This is a genomic window from Citrobacter sp. LST-B2 (assembly GCF_057983045.1).
On record NZ_CP192598.1, the window covers coordinates 3,874,885 to 3,896,209 of the forward strand.

The 21,325-nt window shown below is 55.7% G+C and carries 16 protein-coding genes and 3 tRNA genes; 9 read left to right on the top strand and 10 right to left on the bottom strand.

From position 1 onward, the window contains the following. Positions 1 to 11: 11 nt before the first annotated feature. The 3 genes from fucK to fucR are packed head-to-tail and all read left to right on the top strand — an operon-like array spanning position 12 to position 2,596. Positions 12 to 1,409: an L-fuculokinase gene (fucK, locus tag ACQ0PY_RS18665; RefSeq protein WP_109739432.1), complete on the top strand. Its 1,398-nt coding sequence runs from the start codon at positions 12 to 14 to the stop codon at positions 1,407 to 1,409. An 11-nt stretch (positions 1,410 to 1,420) separates the two neighbouring features. Further along, positions 1,421 to 1,843, top strand: coding sequence for an L-fucose mutarotase (fucU, locus tag ACQ0PY_RS18670; RefSeq protein ID WP_042999492.1), 423 nt, complete (start codon positions 1,421 to 1,423; stop codon positions 1,841 to 1,843). A 42-nt stretch (positions 1,844 to 1,885) separates the two neighbouring features. Beyond that, positions 1,886 to 2,596: an L-fucose operon activator gene (fucR, locus tag ACQ0PY_RS18675; protein ID WP_042999491.1), complete on the top strand. Its 711-nt coding sequence runs from the start codon at positions 1,886 to 1,888 to the stop codon at positions 2,594 to 2,596. A gap of 64 nt (positions 2,597 to 2,660) precedes the next feature. Here the strand turns inward: fucR and rlmM are convergent, their stop codons facing one another. The 4 genes from rlmM to ACQ0PY_RS18695 form a co-directional block, all read right to left on the bottom strand. Continuing rightward, on the bottom strand, positions 2,661 to 3,761 hold the full coding sequence (gene rlmM, locus ACQ0PY_RS18680) for a 23S rRNA (cytidine(2498)-2'-O)-methyltransferase RlmM (protein ID WP_042999490.1): 1,101 nt from the start codon (positions 3,759 to 3,761) through the stop codon (positions 2,661 to 2,663). Further along, complete coding sequence (locus ACQ0PY_RS18685) at positions 3,754 to 4,149, bottom strand: DUF423 domain-containing protein (RefSeq protein WP_042999489.1); 396 nt, start codon at positions 4,147 to 4,149, stop codon at positions 3,754 to 3,756. The genes rlmM and ACQ0PY_RS18685 overlap by 8 nt, the downstream gene beginning before the upstream one ends. An 18-nt stretch (positions 4,150 to 4,167) precedes the next feature. Further along, on the bottom strand, positions 4,168 to 5,085 hold the full coding sequence (gene gcvA, locus ACQ0PY_RS18690) for a glycine cleavage system transcriptional regulator GcvA (RefSeq protein WP_042999488.1): 918 nt from the start codon (positions 5,083 to 5,085) through the stop codon (positions 4,168 to 4,170). A gap of 350 nt (positions 5,086 to 5,435) precedes the next feature. Continuing rightward, a complete protein-coding gene (locus ACQ0PY_RS18695) occupies positions 5,436 to 5,663 on the bottom strand; it encodes a YgdI/YgdR family lipoprotein (protein ID WP_042322452.1) in 228 nt (75 codons plus the stop codon). Between the two features lie 192 nt (positions 5,664 to 5,855). On the opposite strand from ACQ0PY_RS18695, the gene csdA reads away from it, so the two are divergent. Both csdA and csdE read left to right on the top strand, forming a co-directional pair. Beyond that, on the top strand, positions 5,856 to 7,061 hold the full coding sequence (csdA, locus tag ACQ0PY_RS18700; RefSeq protein WP_109739433.1) for a cysteine desulfurase CsdA: 1,206 nt from the start codon (positions 5,856 to 5,858) through the stop codon (positions 7,059 to 7,061). After that, positions 7,061 to 7,507 carry a cysteine desulfurase sulfur acceptor subunit CsdE gene (gene csdE, locus ACQ0PY_RS18705; protein ID WP_042999486.1) on the top strand — a complete coding sequence of 149 codons (447 nt, stop codon included), beginning with the start codon at positions 7,061 to 7,063 and terminating at the stop codon, positions 7,505 to 7,507. The genes csdA and csdE overlap by 1 nt, the downstream gene beginning before the upstream one ends. A 52-nt stretch (positions 7,508 to 7,559) precedes the next feature. Here csdE and tcdA read toward each other — a convergent pair whose 3' ends face one another. Then, positions 7,560 to 8,366 carry a tRNA cyclic N6-threonylcarbamoyladenosine(37) synthase TcdA gene (gene tcdA, locus ACQ0PY_RS18710; RefSeq protein ID WP_109739434.1) on the bottom strand — a complete coding sequence of 269 codons (807 nt, stop codon included), beginning with the start codon at positions 8,364 to 8,366 and terminating at the stop codon, positions 7,560 to 7,562. Positions 8,367 to 8,473: 107 nt separating this feature from the next. Continuing rightward, complete coding sequence (mltA, locus tag ACQ0PY_RS18715) at positions 8,474 to 9,571, bottom strand: murein transglycosylase A (protein ID WP_042999484.1); 1,098 nt, start codon at positions 9,569 to 9,571, stop codon at positions 8,474 to 8,476. A 207-nt stretch (positions 9,572 to 9,778) separates the two neighbouring features. Between mltA and ACQ0PY_RS18720 the strand changes: the two genes are divergently transcribed. The 3 genes from ACQ0PY_RS18720 to ACQ0PY_RS18730 all read left to right on the top strand — a co-directional run bounded on the left by ACQ0PY_RS18720 (position 9,779) and on the right by ACQ0PY_RS18730 (position 10,136). Beyond that, positions 9,779 to 9,855: transfer RNA gene (locus ACQ0PY_RS18720), tRNA-Met, on the top strand. Between the two features lie 63 nt (positions 9,856 to 9,918). Then, a tRNA-Met gene (locus ACQ0PY_RS18725) sits at positions 9,919 to 9,995 on the top strand. 64 nt (positions 9,996 to 10,059) lie between these two features. Beyond that, positions 10,060 to 10,136: transfer RNA gene (locus ACQ0PY_RS18730), tRNA-Met, on the top strand. Positions 10,137 to 10,208: 72 nt separating this feature from the next. Here the strand turns inward: ACQ0PY_RS18730 and amiC are convergent. Further along, positions 10,209 to 11,462 (bottom strand): N-acetylmuramoyl-L-alanine amidase AmiC, encoded by a 1,254-nt coding sequence (amiC, locus tag ACQ0PY_RS18735; RefSeq protein ID WP_109739435.1) that lies wholly within the window; start codon positions 11,460 to 11,462, stop codon positions 10,209 to 10,211. Between the two features lie 234 nt (positions 11,463 to 11,696). On the opposite strand from amiC, the gene argA reads away from it, so the two are divergent. Next, a complete protein-coding gene (gene argA, locus ACQ0PY_RS18740) occupies positions 11,697 to 13,028 on the top strand; it encodes an amino-acid N-acetyltransferase (protein WP_042999482.1) in 1,332 nt (443 codons plus the stop codon). 50 nt (positions 13,029 to 13,078) lie between these two features. Here argA and recD read toward each other — a convergent pair whose 3' ends face one another. From recD to ptrA, 3 genes are read right to left on the bottom strand one after another with little or no spacing between them, the layout of a single operon-like run. Continuing rightward, positions 13,079 to 14,896 carry an exodeoxyribonuclease V subunit alpha gene (gene recD / locus ACQ0PY_RS18745; RefSeq protein WP_109739436.1) on the bottom strand — a complete coding sequence of 606 codons (1,818 nt, stop codon included), beginning with the start codon at positions 14,894 to 14,896 and terminating at the stop codon, positions 13,079 to 13,081. Next, positions 14,893 to 18,438 carry an exodeoxyribonuclease V subunit beta gene (gene recB, locus ACQ0PY_RS18750; RefSeq protein WP_109739437.1) on the bottom strand — a complete coding sequence of 1,182 codons (3,546 nt, stop codon included), beginning with the start codon at positions 18,436 to 18,438 and terminating at the stop codon, positions 14,893 to 14,895. The genes recD and recB overlap by 4 nt, the downstream gene beginning before the upstream one ends. Next, complete coding sequence (gene ptrA / locus ACQ0PY_RS18755) at positions 18,431 to 21,319, bottom strand: pitrilysin (RefSeq protein ID WP_109739438.1); 2,889 nt, start codon at positions 21,317 to 21,319, stop codon at positions 18,431 to 18,433. The genes recB and ptrA overlap by 8 nt, the downstream gene beginning before the upstream one ends. Positions 21,320 to 21,325 lie beyond the last annotated feature (6 nt).

Here is a 21,325-nt window from a genome sequence, read left to right on the forward strand (position 1 = left end):
CGGGAGTCATTATGAAAAATGAAATCATCCTGGTTCTCGACTGTGGCGCGACCAACGTGCGGGCCATTGCCGTAGATCGTCAGGGACACATCGTTGCTCGTGCGGCGGTTGCTAATGCCAGCGAGGTAGCCACGGAAAACACCGCCTGGCATCAGTGGTCGCTGGACGCCATCCTGCAACGTTTCGCACAGTGCTGCCGGACACTGTCGGCTGAACTTTCGGCCTTTCAGATCCGCGCTATCACCGTCACCACCTTTGGCGTTGACGGCGCGCTGGTCGATGAAAACGGCGAATTGCTCTACCCAATCATCAGTTGGAAATGCCCGCGCACTGCCGCGATAATGGAAAATATCAGCCGCTTTATGCCGCCGCGTCAGTTGCAGACGCTTTCCGGCGTCGGCGCATTCAGCTTCAACACCTTATATAAGCTGATTTGGCTTAAAGAAAATCACCCGCAACGGCTGGATCAAGCCCACGCCTGGCTGTTTATCTCCTCACTCATTACTCATCGCCTGACCGGCGAATTCACCACTGACATCACCATGGCGGGCACCAGCCAAATGCTGGATATTCAGCAGCGGGATTTCAGCGCCGATATCTTGCAGGCCGCAGGGTTGCCGAGACGGCTCTTCCCGCGACTCGTGGAAGCCGGTGAACTGGTAGGTTCGTTGCGGCCCGCAATGGCAACGATGCTCGGTCTCCCACCGGGAATTCCCGTGATCTCTGCCGGACACGATACCCAGTTCGCGCTGTTTGGCGCTGGTGCGGGGCAAGATGAGCCAGTTCTCTCTTCCGGCACGTGGGAAATCCTGATGGTGCGTAGCGCCAGAGTCAATACAGCGTTACTGAGCAGTCATGCCGGTTCAACCTGTGAACTGGACAGCCAGCCGGGGCTTTACAATCCGGGGATGCAATGGCTTGCCTCCGGCATCCTTGAATGGGTGCGCAAGCTGCTGTGGACACCCGAAACCCCGTGGCAAACCTTGATTGCGGAAGCGCAAGCGGTTCCCGCCGGGGCCGATGGCGTGCGGATGCTGTGCGAGCTGCTCTCCTCTGCGGATGCAGGCTGGCGTGGCGTCACCCTGAATACCACCCGCGGTCATTTCTATCGCGCGGCGCTGGAAGGATTAACGGACCAGTTGCGACATAACCTGCATACGCTGGAAAAAATTGGCCAGTTCAACGCCACAGAACTGCTGCTGGTCGGAGGTGGGAGTCGCAATACGCTATGGAATCAGATTAAGGCCAACACCCTGGAGATCCCCATCAAAGTGCTGGATGACGCAGAAACCACCGTTGCCGGCGCGGCGATGTACGGCTGGTACGGTATCGGTGCGTTTTCCAGCCCACAACAGGCCAGAGAACAAGTGCGCTACCAGTACCGTTATTTCTATCCCGAAAAACTGTAAAGGAATCTCGCATGCTTAAAACGATTTCTCCCCTCATTTCGCCGGAGTTACTTAAAGTACTGGCGCAAATGGGACACGGCGATGAGATTATTTTCTCAGACGCGCACTTCCCGGCGCACAGCATGGGACCGCAGGTGATCCGTGCGGATGGTCTCAGCGTCAGCGACTTACTGCGAGCCGTGATCCCGCTGTTTGAACTCGACAGCTATGCACCACCGCTGGTGATGATGGCTGCCGTCGAGGGCGATACCCTCGACCCGCACGTTGAAACACGCTATCGCGAAGCGCTTTCCCTACAGGCGCCATGCCCGGAGATCGCGCGAATCGATCGTTTCGCCTTCTACGCCCGTGCACAAAAGGCCTTTGCCATTGTTATCACCGGCGAGTGCGCAAAGTACGGGAATATTCTTTTAAAAAAAGGGGTAACCCCGTAATCTCAATCGCGGTCAGGGCATTTGATTGAGAGGTGAGAAGAGATGAAAGCGGCACGCCAGCAGACGATTGTGGATCTGCTCAGTCAGCATAAAAGCCTGACCACCGAAGCACTGGCCGTTCAGCTCAACGTCAGTAAAGAGACGATCCGCCGCGATCTCAGTGAACTACAGGAACAAGGGAAGGTTCTGCGCAATCACGGGCGCGTTAAAGGGATCGCGCGGGAAAACCCGGACAGTGGCGATCCCTTTCATATTCGGCTGAAGAGCCATTACGCGCACAAAGCCGATATTGCCCGAAAGGCGTTGAGCTGGATTGAAGAAGGGATGGTGATTGCGCTGGATGCCAGCTCCACCTGCTGGTATCTGGCGCGGCAACTACCGGATATCAATATACAGGTTTTCACCAACAGCCAGCCGATTTGTCAGGAGCTCGGCAAACGCCAACAACTTCAGCTCATCAGTTCTGGTGGCAGGCTGGAGCGCAAACACGGCTGCTACGTCAACCCCGCACTCATTTCACAACTCAAATTTCTTGATATCGATCTGTTCATTTTTTCCTGCGAAGGGATCGACCGCCACGGCGCACTGTGGGATTCCAGCACCTTCAACGCGGATTTCAAATCAGTCCTGCTGAAACGCGCGTCACAGTCGTTATTGCTGATCGACAAAAGCAAATTCAATCGTTCCGGAGAAGCCCGACTCGGTCATCTGGACGACGTAACGCATATTGTGTCGGACACGCCGCAGTCATAACCACTAACGGGAATGGGTTGCAGACCTGATGAACAACAGTGCATCAGATCTGCAACGGCGCGAGCTAGCGCTCGTCGCGACGTCCGCCTACGGCGGCCCACAGGCGACGCACGTGCACCGTCACTTCTTCACGGTCGTGGTACAACTGCCGCGCCTGAATTTGCGCATTCACACCATGCTCATCAAGCTGCGCCTGGAGATAGGCCAGATTCTGCGAGACCTCTTCGTAGCGTTTTTTCATTGGCAACTTGAGGTTAAAGATAGTTTCCCGGCACCAGCCGTTGACCAACCACTGCGCCATCAACGCCGCCACTTTCGCCGGCTTCTCAACCATATCGCACACCATCCACGAGATGTTGTTGCGGTTGGGGCGATACTTAAAGCCGTCTTCGCGCAGCCAGGTAACCTGTCCGGTATCCATCAGACTTTGCGCCATCGGGCCGTTATCGACCGAATACACCCACATATTGCGTTTGACCAGTTGATAGGTCCAGCCGCCGGGGCAGGCACCTAAATCCACCGCGTACATCCCGTTTGCCAGACGCTCATCCCACTCATCTTGCGGAATAAACACGTGCAACGCTTCTTCCAGCTTCAGCGTCGAGCGGCTGGGCGCATCGGCCGGGAACTTCAGGCGCGGAATGCCCATATAGTACGGCGAGTTATTACTGGCATACGAGTAACCGGTATAGCAGCAGCCTGGCGCGATAAAAAAGACGTGCACCACCGGGCGCTTCGGCGTCTCATAATTCGTCAGCACGCCAGCCTCGCGCAGGGCGGCTCGCAGCGGCACCGTGAATTTGCGACAGAACTTCATCAGCTCTTTACTTTCGTTCGTATCCGCCACTTCCACGCGCAGATCGCCACCCTTTTCCACCACGCCCTGCAACATGCCGACAATCGGCGTAATGCGATCTTCCGGCGGCAAGTGCTGGAGCAACTCGCCGACCACAAACCACTGGCGGGCAAAAATCAGCGAACTGAACGGCAGCTCGCTGATAATTTTTTCGGCGTCTTCGGCCTGATAGCATTCATAGATGACATAGCCTGCATTTTCTTTGACGCGGGCAAAACCGAAATACTCCCGACGCCCTGCTTTATCGGTGATTTCTGCGGCACACTCTTTTTCAAAGCCCGGGCGACACAACAACACAACCTTATTCATGAACTACGCCCTTACGCTTCAAACGGATAGCGCCGATTAACATCAGCACCCAACCTGCCAGGAAGCTGACGCCGCCGACAGGGGTAACAAACGCCCACAGGCGCAGATGAGACAGTGCCAGGCAATACAGGCTGCCGCTAAACAGCACCGTTCCTAGCGCGAGGAAAACGCTACTCCAGTAAAACCAGATGCTGATCCGGCGTTGCATCGCAACCGACAGCCCGAATATCGCCAGCGTATGAAACGCCTGATATTGCAGGCCGGTCTGGATCCAGCTCATTTCAACCACACCGAGGGTTTTGCTCAGGACATGCGCACCGAAAGCCCCCAGAGCGACATAAATAAAGCCGCTGATAGCGGCAAAAATCAGCATAAAACGGCTGGTCATGGTAATACCCTACGTAAGTTATTGTTCGTAACGAAAGCGGAATTTCTCTTGTTCCGTGGCCGCTTTCGCCAGTATCCACTGACGGAAGGCGGCTATTTTACCCAGTTCTGCCTGACTGTCATGACAAACCAGATAAAATGCGTTTTTACTGACCAGTACATCATTAAACGGGCAGACCAGTCGCCCCGCTTCAATTTCTGACTGCGCCATCACGTTATTCGCCAGCGCTACGCCCTGTCCGTGGATAGCGGCCTGCAGCACCATCGCGCTGTGGCTAAAGATAGGGCCCTGCTGGACGTTGATGTGATTTAACCCTAGCTGTCGCGTGTAAGTTTGCCAGTCACGACGTGAGGCATCATGTAGCAAAGTATGCGAAGCCAAATCCTCTGGCGATTTCAGGGGCTTATCGCCCGTCAACAGCAACGGCGAACACACCGGCAACAGATATTCGGCGTACAATTTCTCTACGCGCAGTCCAGGCCAGTTACCGCGACCATAAAAAATCGCCACGTCAACATCGTCCGCCAGTTTGTCTTCCTGACGGTCCACGGCCTGGATTCTGACGTCAATTCCCGGATAAGCTGAGTTAAAGCTAGAGAGTCGGGGCACCAGCCACTGAATCGCAAAACTGGGCAATAAACTGACCGTCAACGCCCCCTTTGCACTTCGCGCCTGAAGTTTACGCGTCGCTTCGGTTAATTGCGAAAAAATCTCTTTTATGTCGAGAAAGTAGCTCTGTCCTTCTTCAGTAAGAAGAAGAGAACGGTTGCGTCGGCGAAACAGCTTAAGCCCCAAAAAATCCTCAAGTGACTTGATTTGGTGGCTTACTGCGGCCTGCGTCACAAAAAGCTCTTCTGCTGCGCGGGTGAAGCTCAGATGCCGTGCGGCGGCATCAAAAACACGTAATGCGTTCAGAGGTGGAAGTCGTTTTGACATGGCTTTTAAACTTTGATGTTAAAAGAATTTAACAATTAAGCTACACTGTGTAACCTATTAGTTTTTTTAATCTGAGCCATTATAATTTGTCCGTTGAGGAACTACCAGCAAATACCTATAGTGGCGGCACTTCCTGAGCCGGAACGAAAAGTTTTATCGGAATGCGTGTTCTGGTGGGCTTTTGGCTTACGGTTGTGATGTTGTGTTGTTGTGTTTGCAATTGGTCTGCGATTCAGACCACGGTAGCAACGCTACCCTTTTTCACTTCCTGTACATTTACCCTGTCTGTCCATAGTGATTAATGTAGCACCGCCAATTTGCGGTGCTTTTTTTTACCTACTCTCTACCGACTACTGATCCAACTCGACCATCTCTTTCACATCGGTACGATTGATCTGCTGTTTGTTGCCATTAGCGTCCTTGTACGAAATCATCCCGGTTTCATCATCGGTTTTCGGCTTACCGTCCGCAACGATGCTACGCCCGTCATTGGTGTGCATCACGTAGTTCGGACCGGAACAGGCGCTCAGGGCAAAAGTCAGCATACATGCGGAAATAATTGCGGCAGTCTTTTTCATCTTCTTCTCCTTAAAGCTGTTTATGCTATTAAAAACGTACTCCGTAACAGGCAAAAAGATTTGCCTAACATAATTCAGCATAAGCTACTGGTCTGATTTCGCCACAACATCCAGAAGATTCCTGGTGACCGTACACTTCTTGAATCAACGACCAATTTGCGCCACGATCGGATTACTGAACCGAGGAATACCATGAACGCTTTCAATCCCGCGCAGTTTCGCGCGCAATTTCCGGCACTCGCTGACGCGGGCGTCTATCTGGATAGCGCCGCGACGGCCCTTAAACCGCAGGCCGTCATCGAGGCGACCCGGCAGTTCTATAGCCTGAGCGCTGGCAACGTCCATCGCAGCCAGTTCGCCGAAGCCCAGCACCTGACCGCGCGCTATGAGGCCGCACGGGAAAAAGTGGCGCATTTGCTGAATGCGCCAGATGACAAAACCATCGTCTGGACCCGGGGCACGACGGAGGCCATCAATATGGTGGCGCAGAGTTATGCCCGCCCTCGCCTGCAACCGGGCGATGAAATCATCGTCAGCGTCGCGGAGCATCACGCGAATCTCGTGCCGTGGCTGATGCTCGCAGAGCAAACTGGGGCGAAAGTGGTCAAGCTGCCGCTCAATGCCCAGCACCTGCCTGACGTTGAACGTCTGCAGACAACCATCACCCCGCGCAGCCGAATCCTCGCGCTGGGGCAGATGTCGAACGTGACCGGCGGCTGCCCGGACTTAGCCCGTGCCATTACCCTCGCCCATGCCGCGGGCATGGTAGTGATGGTGGATGGCGCGCAGGGAGCCGTCCATTTCCCGGTGGATGTCCAGGCGCTCGACATCGATTTCTACGCCTTCTCAGGCCATAAGCTGTACGGTCCAACCGGTATCGGCGTGCTTTACGGCAAACCGGCGCTGCTGGAGGCCATGTCGCCATGGCTCGGTGGCGGTAAGATGATCAACGACGTCAGTTTCGAGGGCTTCACTACTCAGGCCGCACCGTGGAAGCTTGAAGCAGGTACCCCTAACGTCGCTGGCGTGATTGGCATGAGCGCCGCGCTGGAATGGCTAGCCGATGTTGATATCGCCCAGGCGGAAAGCTGGAGTCGGGGGCTGGCTACACTGGCGGAAGAGGCGCTGGCCCAGCGTCCGGGATTTCGCTCATTTCGCTGTCAGGACTCCAGTCTGCTGGCCTTTGATTTTGCTGGTGTTCATCATAGCGATATGGTCACCCTGCTGGCGGAATATGGTATTGCGCTACGTGCCGGTCAGCACTGCGCGCAGCCGCTGCTGGCTGAACTTGGCGTCTCGGGTACGCTACGTGCCTCATTCGCACCGTATAATACCCAAAGTGATGTGGATGCGTTGATCAACGCCGTTGATCGCGCCCTGGAAATACTGGTGGATTAATGACTAGCCCAATGTTTGCCGGACACCCGTTTGGCACAACCGTAACCGAAGAGACGTTGCGTCATACCTTTATCCCGCTGACCCAGTGGGAAGACAAATATCGACAGCTGATTTTGCTCGGTAAACAGCTGCCGGCACTGCCCGACGATCTCAAAGCGCAGGCTAAAGAGATCGCGGGCTGCGAAAATCGCGTCTGGCTGGGATATACGCGCTCTGAAAAGGGCACTTTACACTTTTTCGGCGACAGTGAAGGTCGCATCGTGCGCGGACTGCTGGCGGTATTACTGACCGCCGCAGAAGGGAAAACCGCAGCGGAACTGCTGGCCCATTCGCCGCTGGCCTTGTTTGATGAACTGGGATTACGCACTCAGCTCAGCGCGTCGCGCAGTCAGGGGCTGGAGGCACTCAATGAAGCGATCGTCGAAGCGGCTCACGCTGCCGGATGACGACGCAGGCTCGTCTTCCGGCCTGCGACGCATTGCCCCGCGCAAGAGAATCTCAGCCCTGACGCGCCGCTTTTGCCATCATCTTTTTTAACGCATGGGATACTGCTACAAAACCGAACGTGGCGGTAACCATCGTTGCCGCACCGAACCCCGACGCACAGTCCATTCGTTTGGGTCCTTCCGCCGTCGCCTTCGTGGCGCACACACTGCCATCAGACTGCGGATACACCAGCGCTTCCGTTGAAAACACGCAGTCGACGCCGAGTTTGCCTTTACTGTTTTTCACGACGCCAAAATCGCTTTTCAGTCGTTCGCGCAGTTTCGCCGCCAGCGGATCCTGAATCGTTTTCGCCAGGTCAACAACCTGAATCTGCGTCGGATCGATCTGCCCACCCGCGCCGCCGGTGGTCACCAGCGGGATCTTATTGCGCCGACAGTACGCAATCAGCGCCGCTTTTGGCCGCACGCTGTCAATCGCGTCAATCACATAGCTAAAGCCTGCGCTCATGTATTCTGCGACGCTATCCGGCGTTACAAAATCATCGACTACCGTCACCCGGCACTCGGGGTTAATCTGGCGGATACGCTCAGCCATCACCTCGGCTTTCGCCAGCCCAACAGTGTCGCGCAGAGCATGGATCTGGCGGTTGGTGTTGGTCACGCACACGTCATCCATATCGATGAGCGTAATCGCGCCAATCCCGGTTCGCGCCAGAGCTTCTGCCGCCCAGGAACCGACGCCGCCGATCCCAACCACGCAGACATGCGCATCGGCAAACAATTGCAGGGCTTTTTCACCATACAGACGCGCGGTGCCGCCAAAACGCTGACGCCAGGCATCACTGATAACCACAGACATAACACCTCAAATTCATTAATATCGAACGGTATGACTGCCTGATGGCGGCTGCGCCTTATCAGGCCTACCCGATGATGTAGACGGATAAGCGAAGCGCCATCCGACAACTAGCCGCTGAACACGTTACCTGCGCCCGGTGCGCTCTTCAGCACCCACACGCGACCATAGTGATTGTACCAGCCTGCGCGGTGTCCGGCGTCTGGCCCGATGCCCTGGTAAATGTCAAAGTGCTGGCCTTTAATTGCCCCGCCGACATCCAGCGCCACCATCAGGCGCAGTTCATACTGCCCGTTAAATTTCCCGTTGTTGTCCAGCAGCGGGACTTCGGCGAGCAGCGTGGTGCCTGCCGGAATAATACTGCGGTCAGACGCCACCGACGCGCGACCAATCAGCGGTACAGCACTGGCACCTTTCACCGGGGCAAAAGATTGCGGTTTAAAGAAGACGAATGACGGATTCTGCTCCAGCAGCTCACGCACTTCTGCTTCGCTGTGGGTTTCGCCCCAGTGGCGAATCGCCTGCATCGACATATCTTCTTTCTTCACTTCGCCTCGATCGATCAGTACTTTGCCGATGCTGCGATAGGCATGCCCGTTTTTCCCGGCATAGCTGAAGAAGTTCAACGGGGAGCCGTCGCCAAAATCGATATAGCCGCTACCCTGCACGTCCATGATGAAGTTATCCATCAGAGAGTTGCTGTACGCCAGAATGTAGTTCTCGCTCAGTGCGCCCGCGTAAATCTCCGCGCGAGACGGCAAGCGTCCCCGTTTCGGCGGCATGCGATAGATTGGGTACTGGAATTCGCCCTGACGCGTATGGCGCGCCTGAATCACCGGCGTGTAGTAACCGGTAAACTGCACGTTGCCGTAGTTATCGGCACCTTCCATCTGCCAGGCGTCGAGACCAAACTGGCGCATGGTGCGCGTATCGCCGCCAGAGCGCAGCCAGTCCTGCACCGCGTTATAAACGTTGCTTTGATTGCCGTACAGACGCGGAGAAGCACTGCGGATCTGATTGACCTGCTCGGCAAAATCGCCGGCGTTGATCGGTGCGCCGATGGCATCCGGCTGGTTCACCAGTGAGAAAGGCTGGGTAAACTTCCCGTCTTTATACTGCTGTCCGCGATCGGTTGGTTTAGAGGAACAGGCAGCCAGCATTGCAACCACCGCGCCCATGAGAAGGTAACTTACCCAACGTCCTTTCATTGTTCTCTTCTTTTAGCTGTAAATCATGCGTCATGAAGATAACAAACCCGGCCCGCTAATGAAACGAGCACCGCTGCCCAGACGCAAATTTTGCACATTATTTAAACTGAAATGCCTTGTTTTTGTTCATTTTCATCCCGAAACCGTGATCCAGGTGAAAAAAGGGTTGCATGAAAATGTTAGCAGAGTATAGTGCGCATCCACGGACGCGGGGTGGAGCAGCCTGGTAGCTCGTCGGGCTCATAACCCGAAGGTCGTCGGTTCAAATCCGGCCCCCGCAACCAATTAAAATTTGATGCAGTACATGCTTCTGCTAAACAGCTTAAAATGCGCAGCAGAATGGCGGACGCGGGGTGGAGCAGCCTGGTAGCTCGTCGGGCTCATAACCCGAAGGTCGTCGGTTCAAATCCGGCCCCCGCAACCAATCAAATTTTGATGCAGTATCTAATTCTGCAAAGCAGTTTAAAAATGCGAAGCAGGAAGACGGACGCGGGGTGGAGCAGCCTGGTAGCTCGTCGGGCTCATAACCCGAAGGTCGTCGGTTCAAATCCGGCCCCCGCAACCAATACTAAACACCTTAACGGGTGTTTTTTTGTATCTGCGGTTCGTAAAAAAAGCGCTTTTCAGCGCTTTTTTATTATCCCCTTCTCGCCAGCGTCGCCCCATCGGCGAAGTACGCTTTGATCCCAGCCAGAATCGACTCTGCCACTTCCTGCTGGAAGGTGGCTGTTTTCAGCTTTCGCTCTTCTTCGATGTTACTGATAAACGCCGTTTCAACGAGAATCGACGGGATATCCGGCGCTTTCAGCACCGCAAACCCGGCCTGTTCCACCTGATTTTTATGCAGATTGTTAATCCTGCTGAGTTTGTTGAGCACCGCTTTACCAAACTTCAGGCTGTCGGCGATGGTCAGCGATTGCACCATATCGAACATGGTGTGGTCGACGTAGCGGTCGCCGCTTTTGCTCACGCCGCCGATCAAATCCGAGGCGTTCTGCGTTTGCGCCAGATATTTCGCCGCCGTACTGGTCGCCCCTTTGGTCGATAGCGCAAACACGGACGAACCGCTGGGCTGGCGACTGGTGAACGCATCCGCATGAATCGAGACAAACAGGTCGGCCCGCTGCTTCTGGGCTTTCGCCACTCGCACCTTGAGCGGAATGAAAATATCTTCATTTCGCGTCATATAAACCTTCATATTGCCTTCTTTCTCGATTAACGCGCGCAGCCGACGGGCAATCTGCAACACCACATCTTTCTCACGCGTCTTGTATTTACCGACAGCGCCAGAATCCTCACCGCCATGCCCTGGATCGAGCATGATCACGATCGGGCGATCGCGTCCCGCTTTACCCGGCTGAGGCCCACTCTGCGCGGGCGGTACCTGCTTATCAAGATCGCCTTTGTTGTAATCTTCCAGCAGCGCCAGCAGCGGATCCTGCATATCCTGCGCATTGGCCGGATAGAGATCCATAACCAGACGCTCTTTAAAACCCGCCACCGGCGCCAGCGCGAACAGCTGTGGTTTCACGTTTTGCTTCAGTTCGAACACCATGCGCACGGTCTGCGGATCGAACTGTCCCACGCGTGCCGACTTAATGTAAGGATCGTCGGGGCGAATTTGCGCCGCCATGCCTTTCAGCACGGAATTCAGGTTCACACCTTCAATATCCACCACCACGCGTTCAGGATTGCTCAGCGCAAACTGCTTGTACTTCAGCTGTTGATTCGATTCCACCGTCACACGGGTGTAACTGGATGCTGGCCAAATACGAACCGCAATGACCTGACTGACCGCAGCCAGACCGACCTGACTGACGCTCAATAGCCACATGGCGCCCGCCCCTTGCAGTAAACGACGGCGGCTAATAGGTGGATTGGATCCTGACATGCTTCTCCCGAGCAAAATAAAACGTATTGGTGATGAGATAGTAAACGTCTAAATTGACCGGAAACTTTAACGAATGACGCATAATCTGTCATCTATAAAAGGGTAAACATTCTTATTGTATTCACGGTATTACTGAGAAAAAACTTTGTCAGGGTCAAAATTTGCACTTGCGCGCGGCGGAAAAACAGAATAAAAATACACTAATTACGAATAATCATGCAATGAGGATATGCCGTGGTGAAGGAGCGTAGAACCGAACTGGTACAGGGATTCCGCCATTCTGTTCCCTATATCAATACCCATCGGGGAAAAACGTTTGTCATTATGCTCGGCGGCGAAGCCATTGAGCATGAAAACTTTTCCAGCATCGTCAATGACATTGGGCTTCTTCACAGCCTCGGCATTCGCCTGGTCGTGGTTTATGGCGCGCGTCCGCAAATTGACGCCAACCTCGCCACTCATCACCATGAGCCGATGTATCACAAAAATACCCGCGTCACCGACGCCAAAACGCTGGAGCTGGTAAAGCAGGCGGCGGGAACGTTGCAACTGGATATCACCGCTCGCCTGTCGATGAGCCTGAACAATACGCCGCTACAGGGGGCGCATATCAACGTGGTCAGCGGCAACTTTATCATTGCGCAGCCGCTGGGCGTCGATGACGGCGTAGATTACTGCCACAGCGGACGTATCCGTCGCATCGATGAAGAGGCGATCCATCGTCAACTGGACAGCGGCGCCATTGTGCTGATGGGCCCCGTTGCGGTGTCTGTCACTGGCGAAAGCTTTAACCTGACTTCAGAAGAGATCGCCACGCAACTGGCGATTAAACTGAAAGCCGAAAAGATGATCGGGTTCTGTTCTTCGCAAGGGGTGACCAACGACGACGGTGATATCGTCTCCGAACTGTTCCCGAACGAGGCCCAGGCGCGCGTAGAAGCACAGGAAGAAAAAGGCGATTACAACTCGGGTACCGTACGCTTTCTGCGTGGCGCGGTGAAAGCCTGTCGCAGCGGCGTCCGTCGTTGTCACCTGATCAGTTATCAGGAAGATGGCGCACTGTTGCAGGAGCTGTTTTCGCGCGACGGTATCGGGACACAAATTGTGATGGAAAGCGCCGAGCAGATCCGCCGCGCCACCATTAACGACATCGGCGGGATCCTGGAGCTGATCCGCCCGCTGGAACAGCAGGGCATTCTGGTGCGTCGTTCACGCGAACAACTGGAAATGGAGATCGACAAGTTCACCATTATCCAGCGCGATAATATGACCATCGCCTGTGCCGCACTGTACCCCTTCCCGGAAGAAAAAATCGGCGAAATGGCCTGCGTGGCTGTCCATCCGGACTACCGCAGTTCTTCAAGGGGAGAAGTGCTACTGGAGCGGATCGCCGCCCAGGCGAAGCAGATTGGCCTAAGCAAGCTGTTCGTCCTGACGACCCGCAGCATTCACTGGTTCCAGGAACGCGGCTTCACGCCGGTGGATATCGACCTGCTGCCGGAAAGTAAAAAAGAGATGTACAACTATCAGCGGAAATCCAAAGTCCTGATGGCGGATCTGGGGTAGCGGTTATCGCATTGCCGGATAGCGACGCAAATGGCTTATCCGGCAACCTCTCATTTAAACAACGTCGACAGCCCACTGCGTCGTTCGGTTCGGGTGGCAATCGCACTGCCAAGTATGCGTTCATCGGCATATAACGACAGGCGGCGACGTGCGCGGGTCACGGCGGTATACACCAGTTCCCGTGTCACCACCGGCGTGCGCTGCGTGGGTAACACCAGCGCGGCATGATCGAACTCCGAGCCCTGAGATTTGTGCACCGTCATTGCCCAGGTCGTTTCATGCTCTGGCAGGCGGCTGGGCTGCACAGACTTAATACTGCCATCCGGCATCGCAAACCAGACTCTTAATCCTTGCCCACGATCGAGCGCCACACCGATATCGCCGTTAAACAAGCCCAGCGCGCTGTCGTTACGGGCAATCATCACTGGCCGCCCTTCATACCAGCGGGAATGTGGCAGGCGATGAATTTTGCGCTTTTGCTGCATAGCCAGTTCGATACGTTCATTCAGTCCGCTCACGCCAAACGGCCCTTCGCGCAGCGCGCACAGCAGCTGGAACTCATTGAATGCCTGAATGATTAATGCAGGCTCCGCGCGCGCCTGAAGCAGTTGCAGATAGTGTCCATAACCTGCCAGTGCGTTTTCAAGCATGGCGGTGTAATCTTCACTGCTCTCCAGCGTCCGTTTATCGATATCGCTGAAGCCTTGCAGGAAAATGTCGTTTATCGCCGCCTTATCGCCACGGTTAATCGCCGCCGCCAGTTGCCCGATGCCGGAATCGCTGCCAAAACGGTAGCTCTTTTGCAGCAGACAGAGGCTGTCCCGTAGCGTGGCGGCGTCTTCGCCAGCACCTGCCGGAACGGACATCCCCGTCAAGCGAGCCAGTTGCTGCGCCCGTTCAGGGGTATAACCCGCATTCACCCAGGCACAGATATCCCCCAGCACCGCCCCCGCCTCGACCGAAGCAAGCTGATCGCGATCGCCAAGGAAAATGATACGTCCGTGCGACGGCAATGCGTCGATCAAGCGCGACATCATCGGCAGGTCGATCATTGACGCCTCATCCACCACCAGCACATCCAGATGTAGCGGGTTGCCCGCGTGATGGCGTAAACGCTGACTGCCGGGTTGCGCACCCAGCAACCGGTGCAGCGTGCTGGCATCATCCGGGATACGTTTCTTTTGTTCATCCGTCAGCGGCAACTGACGCAGCGCCTTGCCTAAGGACTCCGTCAAACGCGCCGCTGCTTTACCCGTCGGCGCCGCCAGGCGAATACGGCAACGCTCGCCTTCCGCCATCTGGATCAGCGCCGCCAACAGCCTGGCCACGGTGGTTGTTTTCCCCGTTCCCGGCCCGCCTGAAATCACCGAAATACGGCGGGTCAGCGCGACCGCCGCGGCGACTTTTTGCCAGTTGATTTCGTTTGTCGTCGGGAACAGCGCTTCCAGCGTTTGCGTCAGCAAGGTTTCATCCACCTCAATGGGTCGATTCACCTCGCTAAAGAAATGAGCAACGGTACGTTCGTTGCACCACATCCGGTTCAGATACAAACGGTCGCCATAAAGGACCATCGGCGATGGCCGCTCTCCATGACTGACGGCGTCGGAAGCGAGCAGGCATTCTTCCCAGTTCTCGGGTTCGCCAATGTCGCTAAGGCATGAAGAATAGAAAGGGGGATTATCCGCGTTCAGCGCCAGTTGAGAAAGCGGTAAACAGACGTGCCCTTCTCCGGCATCCCGGCTGAGTAACGCCGCTGCCAGCGTCACGGCAGGTTCATGTTCGCCGGTCACCGCCAGAGCGAATTGCACATCCAGCGGGCGCAGTTGCTTCTGCCCGACGGCCTCAAGTAATCGCTTCTGTAGCGTCATGATGCCTCCTCCAGCGCCACCCCGGCAAACATCTCGTCCATCCGGGTAATCAACTCACCCGCCGGGCGTGTAGTGTAAATCCCCTGCTGCGGCTGTTTGCTGTCCACGCCGCGCAGGAACAGATAAATCACGCCGCCAAAATGGCGCTCGTAGTCGTAATCTGCGATGCGATGGCGCAGATACCGGTGCAGCGCGAGGGTATAGAGCTGATACTGCAAATCATAGCGATGCGCCTGCATGGCCGCCGCCATCGCCTCTGGGGTGTAAGCGGCGCTGTTTTCTCCCAGCCAGTTCGATTTGTAATCCAGCAGGTAATAGCGCCCGTTGTGACGAAATACCAGATCGATAAAGCCCTTCAGCATCCCGCGAACCTGGGTGAACTCCAGTGGCGGACAGCCCGCCGAGAGCGGGTCAAACTGGCGGATCAGCGCATCCAGGTTTTCCGCAATAAGCGGTTGGCTAATGGGCAGATAAAACTCCATCTCGACCTGTTTTTCACGCGCAGAAAGCTGGCTCAGACTGACGCCAGTCTCATTGAGTGGCGCATGGAGAATCGTCGTCACCCACGCGGTGATGACCGGTTCCCAGTCGGCATCGTAGCCACCAAGCTCCAGTTTTTCCTGCACCCAGGCAGCCTCAACCGGCTGGGTAAAATCGAGATCTTCAAACAGGCTGTGTAAAAATGTTCCTGGCGATGCGCCGCGTGGGAACTGGTGCGGCGTCAGTTCCGGCTCCTCAACCACTTCACCCACGCCTGTCGCATCGATATCCAGTCGCGGCATCAGATCCTGTGCGATGCCGTGACCACGCTGTTGCAGGCCGGAATAGCTGGTCACCCGCCAGTTGTCGCCCGGCGTTCGTTGTACCCGTCGGGCATTCAGAGACGCCTCGCTCGCAACGGTGCCAGGCAACGGCTCCATACTGACCGCGTCCGGGATACGACAGACGATGTTCTCATCGCAAACTGCGTCTATCGCCGAGCGTAGCCCGGCGGCATCCATCGGTTCGCCTTTTTGCAGCAGACGCCCCAGCGCGCTCTGATGCACATCGGTATCGCCCTTTTTATCGCCCCGACGACGAACCAGAGGTGCGACGCCCAGACTGCAGTGCCAGACTGAACGCGTCAGCGCCACGTACAGTAAACGCAAATCTTCCGCCAGCCTTTCGGCTTCCGCCAGCGCCACGCTTTCGTCCGCCTCGCTCAGATCCAGAACTGCTTCAAACGAGTTGCGGTCGTGATAAAACGCCTGATCCTGAACGCGGAAATTCGTGATAAACGGCAGCCAGACCAGCGGATACTCCAGCCCTTTTGACTTGTGGATGGTGACGATCTGCACCAGATGGCTGTCGCTTTCCAGACGCATTTGCTGGCTGGAAGCATTGCTGTCAGGCTCAAGAATATGCTGCGAGAGCCAGCGCACCAGCGCATGCTCGCTTTCCAGTTGCGAAGCGGCCTCCTGCAATAGCTCACTGATGTGCAAAATATCGGTCAGGCGACGCTCACCTCCCGCCGTTGCCAGCAGGTTCTCCGCAATCTGTCGCGCTGACATCAGCGCACGCAGCATCGGCATCACGCCACGTTTTTGCCAGATTTGACGGTAGCCGACAAACTCGTCAACCACCCGATCCCAGGCGTTTTCATTGCCATTGAGCATGTCAATGTCGCGCGCGTTCAACCCCATCATTGAGGCCGCCAGCGCGCTGCGTAGCGTATTTTCTTTTTCCGGCGCCATCACCGCCTGTAGAAGCCAGAGCATCTCCTGCGCTTCCAGCGTTTCAAACACGCTGTCGCGGTTGGAAAGATAGACGGACGGAATCGCCAGTTGTGTCAGAGCATCGCGTACCTGCGCCGCTTCCTGGCGGCTACGCACCAGCACGCTGATATCCGCCGCGCTCACCGGACGCGCGTCGTGGCCGCTGATAAGCATCGCCTCTCCACGCAACCCGGCCTTCAGCCAGTCGCGGATCTGCGCAGCACACACCTGCGCCATATAGCTTTGATAATCGCCTATTCCGCAGCTTTCTCCTTCCATCAACCACATCGTCATTGCGGGCTGAGTTTCGCCGTAAAATTCAAAACGCAGCGACTGGTTTTTTTCGGCGTATTTCACCGGCTGGAACGGGATCTCGCGGAACATGAAAGCGTCATCCATCAGGCCGAACAGCCTGTTGACGCTGTTCACCATGCCTGGTGCGGAACGCCAGTTGGTGTCGAGGGTATAGTGCGCGCTGACCTCACTGCGGGCCTTCATATAGGTAAAAATATCCGCGCCGCGAAACGCATAAATCGCCTGCTTCGGGTCGCCAATCAGTAGCAGTGCAGTGTCTGGCTGATGCTGCCAGATGCGACGGAAAATACGGTATTGCTGCGGATCGGTATCCTGGAACTCATCGATCATTGCTACCGGGAAGCGGGTACGGATCGCCGCCGCCAGCGCATCGCCGCTTTCACTGCGCAACGCGCTATCCAGTCGGCTGAGCATATCGTCAAACCCCAGTTCACCCCGGCGGCGTTTTTCTTTCGCCACCGTTTCACGGATCTCCGCCAGCGCGCGGGTGATCATCAGATCTCTGAGCGTCAGCGGTTCCGCCAGTAATTCATCAATCGCGACAAACAGCGGATGCTGCGGCACAACGCCGCCTTCTTTGGTTCTGTCCTCAAGGAAACGCTGAGAGAATTTCTCCAGTGCCTCTGGCAACTGGTAGCTTTGCGTTGCGGACTGCGCCCAGGCGCTGATCTTCTCAATCCATTTGCCCTGGTTGCCACGGTTGAATTTACGCCGGTCGATGCCTGAGGCTTCCATCAATCCCTCAAGTTCACCCACAGCATCACACCATTGTTGCTTAAGCGCATTGATTCGCTGCACGATCTGCTGATGACGGGACGCCAGCGTTTCGTCATCCGGCGGTGGCGCTTTGATAACCGGCGCTTCCCCTTGCAGGTAACGGTTAATATCCGCCAGCAGCGCCTGTGGCCCTTTCCACGTTTCAAACACCACCTCGGCAATTTCACGCGGCAGGGGGTAACAGTGACGGCGCCAGAAATCCGCACAGGCCTGATAACGCAGAAGCGATTCATCCTCGATCAGCTGTTGTTCAAATAACATGCCGGATTCGAAGGCATTCAGACTCAGCATGCGCTGACAAAAACCGTGGATGGTGAATACCGCCGCCTCATCCATCTGTCTTTCGGCGAGCAGCAGCCACTGCGCCGCCTGCTTTTTATCGTCGATTTCATCCAGCAGACGGGCATAAAGGGGGTTGTCAGTCGATTCGCGCAGGCAGGCGATACGCAGCTCATGAATATTACTGCGGATACGCCCGCGCAACTCTTCGGTGGCGGCCTCAGTAAAGGTTACCACCAGCAGTTCTTCAACGGTCAGGGGACGGGGAAAGGCGGAAGACCCGCCGAGCCCGAGGAGCAGGCGCAGATAGAGCGCCGCGATAGTAAAGGTTTTGCCGGTGCCCGCAGAGGCTTCAATCAGGCGCTCGCCCGTGAGGGGCAAGCGCAGGGGATCAAGGGACTCGGCGACATCATTCATTCTGTTCTCTCACCAGGGGCAAAGTTTGCTGCAACGCGCTGACGTTGTCCCACACTTTCCAGCCTTCCGGGTGCACATAGTGCGGCTTCCCGTTTGGACCGCCGGAAATCTGCGACAGTACCGCCATGCCTTGCGGCTCGACCACCGCCTGATGGAAGAAATCAGCAAGTTTTTGCGGCGTCAGCTGTTTTATCTGAGCCACAATTTTATCACGTGAATCGAAACGCATATTGCCGCGATCGAAATCTTTGCTTAATTTCGACGCTTCTTCACCCAGCGTTTGCGGTGCCTGCAACATCTGCGCGACGATCGCCTGTTTAATCTGGGCGAACTCTTCCGGTTTCATGGCCCGCAGTTTTGCTTCCGCCGTGGGGAAAAACGCCTTGTAGCGTTCCCAGAGATACGGCGGCTGTTTATCGCTGCTTTGCAGCAGGAAACCCATTCCCCACTGGCGTCCGACGCTCATCGGGAAGGCAAACACCGCATACCCTAACTGCTCTTCCGTTCGCAGTTGATTGTAGAACCACGGCTGGACAATCTGGCCCAGCATGGCGCTGTAGGCCGAGCTGGCATACTCGTCATAACCGGCAGGGACAAAGACTGCCGCCAGCGCGGAGTCGGTACTGCTGCCCGCTTTTTCAAAAATGACAGACTGCTTCTTATCCACCAGCACATCTTTGTTGCGACACCATTCGGAACCGTTCGCCCCCAGCTGTTTCTGGATATCCCGCGCCATCGTCGTGATCTGCGCTTCGCTCATGTTGCCAACCGCCAGAAACTCCGTACGAGCGCCCGTTTTCAATGCTTCACGGTAGGCCATCACCTCTTTCAGGGTGATCGACGGCAGCAGTGCACGCCGTTCGTCACGGGAAAAATAAGGCACCTGAGAGATCATCTGCACCGGCATAATCGCCTGCTCGTAGGCTTTCCCCTTTTCGGCAGAATCCATCATCTGGCTATACCAGGATTTCGCCTGCTCAAGCTGCTCTTCAGTTGCGGTATAGCTGAAATAACCTGCAAGCAATGCCTGGAAAAGTTGCGGCAGACGCTGCGTATAGCCGTCAGCATTGAGCATTAAGCCATTGTTAGCGTTGGTTGAGAAACCGATGCCGCCCACCGCCGCCTGGTTACTTAACTGATCGAGCGCAATTCCCGCCAGATAATCGTTCAGCGCAAACATGACCTGGTTTCTGGCGCTGTCCATCGCCTGTGGATTACGCAGAATGACGCTCACGTCCGCTTTCGGTTCGCTGGCGAAATACTGGCTCGGGGTGTATACCACGCGCAAATTAGGCTCATCGACAATCAGCGCCGGACGGTCGTATTTCTTTTCCGGCTTGATCAGCGTGAAATCGCCAGGAATGTAAGGGTTCAGTTCCGGCAGAGACAGGGCTATCTCCTGCGCTTTCTTCTGCCACTCGCTGAACGTCTGCTCGCTGATTTTATTGACCTGATAAGGAGCATCAACAAAGTAAGCGGTCTTGTTGTGAGGTTCTTTTGGGCTAATGTACCAGATTCGCGCATTTTGCGGCGTCATCATCTCCAGACGCGCCTGAATGGCTTTCGCATCGTATTGATCAGCAATGTTCACTGCGTCCAGAGTATGCGCCACCGGCACGCGGATCATGGTATCCGCCAGCCATTCGACGTAATCCATATCACGGGTGATCGACGGGTAACGGAAGTCCAGATCAAGCACATGCGACAGCTCGTCAAAGTAGCGTTTATCGACGCCCTTTTCGCGTAACAGATTGAGATAGCTGAAAATAGCCGCAACCACTTCTTCGCGGTTCGCCAGCCCTTTGTCGGTCAGGGTAGCGGAAATGGCTAACACACCGCTGTTGCCGTTGACTACCGGATCGGAGTCCGCGCGAATACCTTCCACCAGCCCTTGTTTTTGCAGCCAGTCAGAAAGCGTACCCGGGCTACGGTTACCGATCAGATAGGTGATCAGTTCATCGGTTTTACTACGAAACTGCGCACTGTTGTTGTCGATTCGGAACTCAACGCGCAGCACTTTACGCGGCAGCGCAGGTACGTAATGGATGATAACGCCCTTCTGCGCATCAGTGACGACCGGAACGGTAATTTCCGGCTTCTCGATATTCTTGTTGGGCACTCGCCCAAAGGTCTCTGCAGCAATCTTTGCCAGTTCCGGCAATGGCTTATTGCTGTAGATAACCGCTTTCATCAGATTGGCGGAGTAATACTTGCTGTGAAAATCGCGCAACGCCTGTTGCACCGGATTACCCGGTTTGTCGCTTAAGGTTTCCAGGTTGCCGCCGGAAAAACGTGAACCGGGGTGAGCCGGGTTGATGGTTTCCGCGCTCACCTGCGCCATTCGCATCCCGTCACGGGTACGCGCCATCGTCAGCTCAGCGTTTACTGCATTGCGCTCACGCTCGGCATATTTTTTATCCAGTAACGGTTCAGCAATGGCATCGGCCAGGCGGTCAACGGCACCAGTAAGCGCGTCGTTTTCCACTTCCAGATAGAACGCCGTGCGGTACGGCGCGGTGCTGGCATTGTGGCTGCCGCCGTGCAATTTGAGGTATTCCGCAAGGCTATCGGCCTGTGGGTACTTTTTCGATCCCATCAGACACATGTGTTCAAGATAATGTGCCAGCCCCTGATGCGCATCGGGATCTTCCAGAGACCCCACGGGCACCACCAGCGCAGAAAGCGATTTCACCGCCTGCGGGTCGGATACCAGTAATACCACCAAACCATTATCGAGACGGACGGCCTGATACTGGCGGGTATCTTTGTCGCTTTTACGGATGGTTTCCGCAATGGGCTGCCAACCGGTATCTGCCTGACTTAAAGGCGCCCAAAAGGCGACCAACAACAGTAACGCTTTGAACCAGGTGCTGCGGGGCATTCAAGA

What these genes read in the sequence shown, in the direction of transcription:
- fucK (WP_109739432.1), top strand. Translation starts at nt 12, where the DNA reads ATGAAAAATGAAATCATCCTGGTTCTCGACTGTGGCGCGACCAACGTG.
- fucU (WP_042999492.1), top strand. Translation starts at nt 1,421, where the DNA reads ATGCTTAAAACGATTTCTCCCCTCATTTCGCCGGAGTTACTTAAAGTA.
- fucR (WP_042999491.1), top strand. Translation starts at nt 1,886, where the DNA reads ATGAAAGCGGCACGCCAGCAGACGATTGTGGATCTGCTCAGTCAGCAT.
- rlmM (WP_042999490.1), bottom strand. Translation starts at nt 3,761, where the DNA reads ATGAATAAGGTTGTGTTGTTGTGTCGCCCGGGCTTTGAAAAAGAGTGT.
- ACQ0PY_RS18685 (WP_042999489.1), bottom strand. Translation starts at nt 4,149, where the DNA reads ATGACCAGCCGTTTTATGCTGATTTTTGCCGCTATCAGCGGCTTTATT.
- gcvA (WP_042999488.1), bottom strand. Translation starts at nt 5,085, where the DNA reads ATGTCAAAACGACTTCCACCTCTGAACGCATTACGTGTTTTTGATGCC.
- ACQ0PY_RS18695 (WP_042322452.1), bottom strand. Translation starts at nt 5,663, where the DNA reads ATGAAAAAGACTGCCGCAATTATTTCCGCATGTATGCTGACTTTTGCC.
- csdA (WP_109739433.1), top strand. Translation starts at nt 5,856, where the DNA reads ATGAACGCTTTCAATCCCGCGCAGTTTCGCGCGCAATTTCCGGCACTC.
- csdE (WP_042999486.1), top strand. Translation starts at nt 7,061, where the DNA reads ATGACTAGCCCAATGTTTGCCGGACACCCGTTTGGCACAACCGTAACC.
- tcdA (WP_109739434.1), bottom strand. Translation starts at nt 8,366, where the DNA reads ATGTCTGTGGTTATCAGTGATGCCTGGCGTCAGCGTTTTGGCGGCACC.
- mltA (WP_042999484.1), bottom strand. Translation starts at nt 9,571, where the DNA reads ATGAAAGGACGTTGGGTAAGTTACCTTCTCATGGGCGCGGTGGTTGCA.
- amiC (WP_109739435.1), bottom strand. Translation starts at nt 11,462, where the DNA reads ATGTCAGGATCCAATCCACCTATTAGCCGCCGTCGTTTACTGCAAGGG.
- recD (WP_109739436.1), bottom strand. Translation starts at nt 14,896, where the DNA reads ATGACGCTACAGAAGCGATTACTTGAGGCCGTCGGGCAGAAGCAACTG.
- recB (WP_109739437.1), bottom strand. Translation starts at nt 18,438, where the DNA reads ATGAATGATGTCGCCGAGTCCCTTGATCCCCTGCGCTTGCCCCTCACG.
- ptrA (WP_109739438.1), bottom strand. Translation starts at nt 21,319, where the DNA reads ATGCCCCGCAGCACCTGGTTCAAAGCGTTACTGTTGTTGGTCGCCTTT.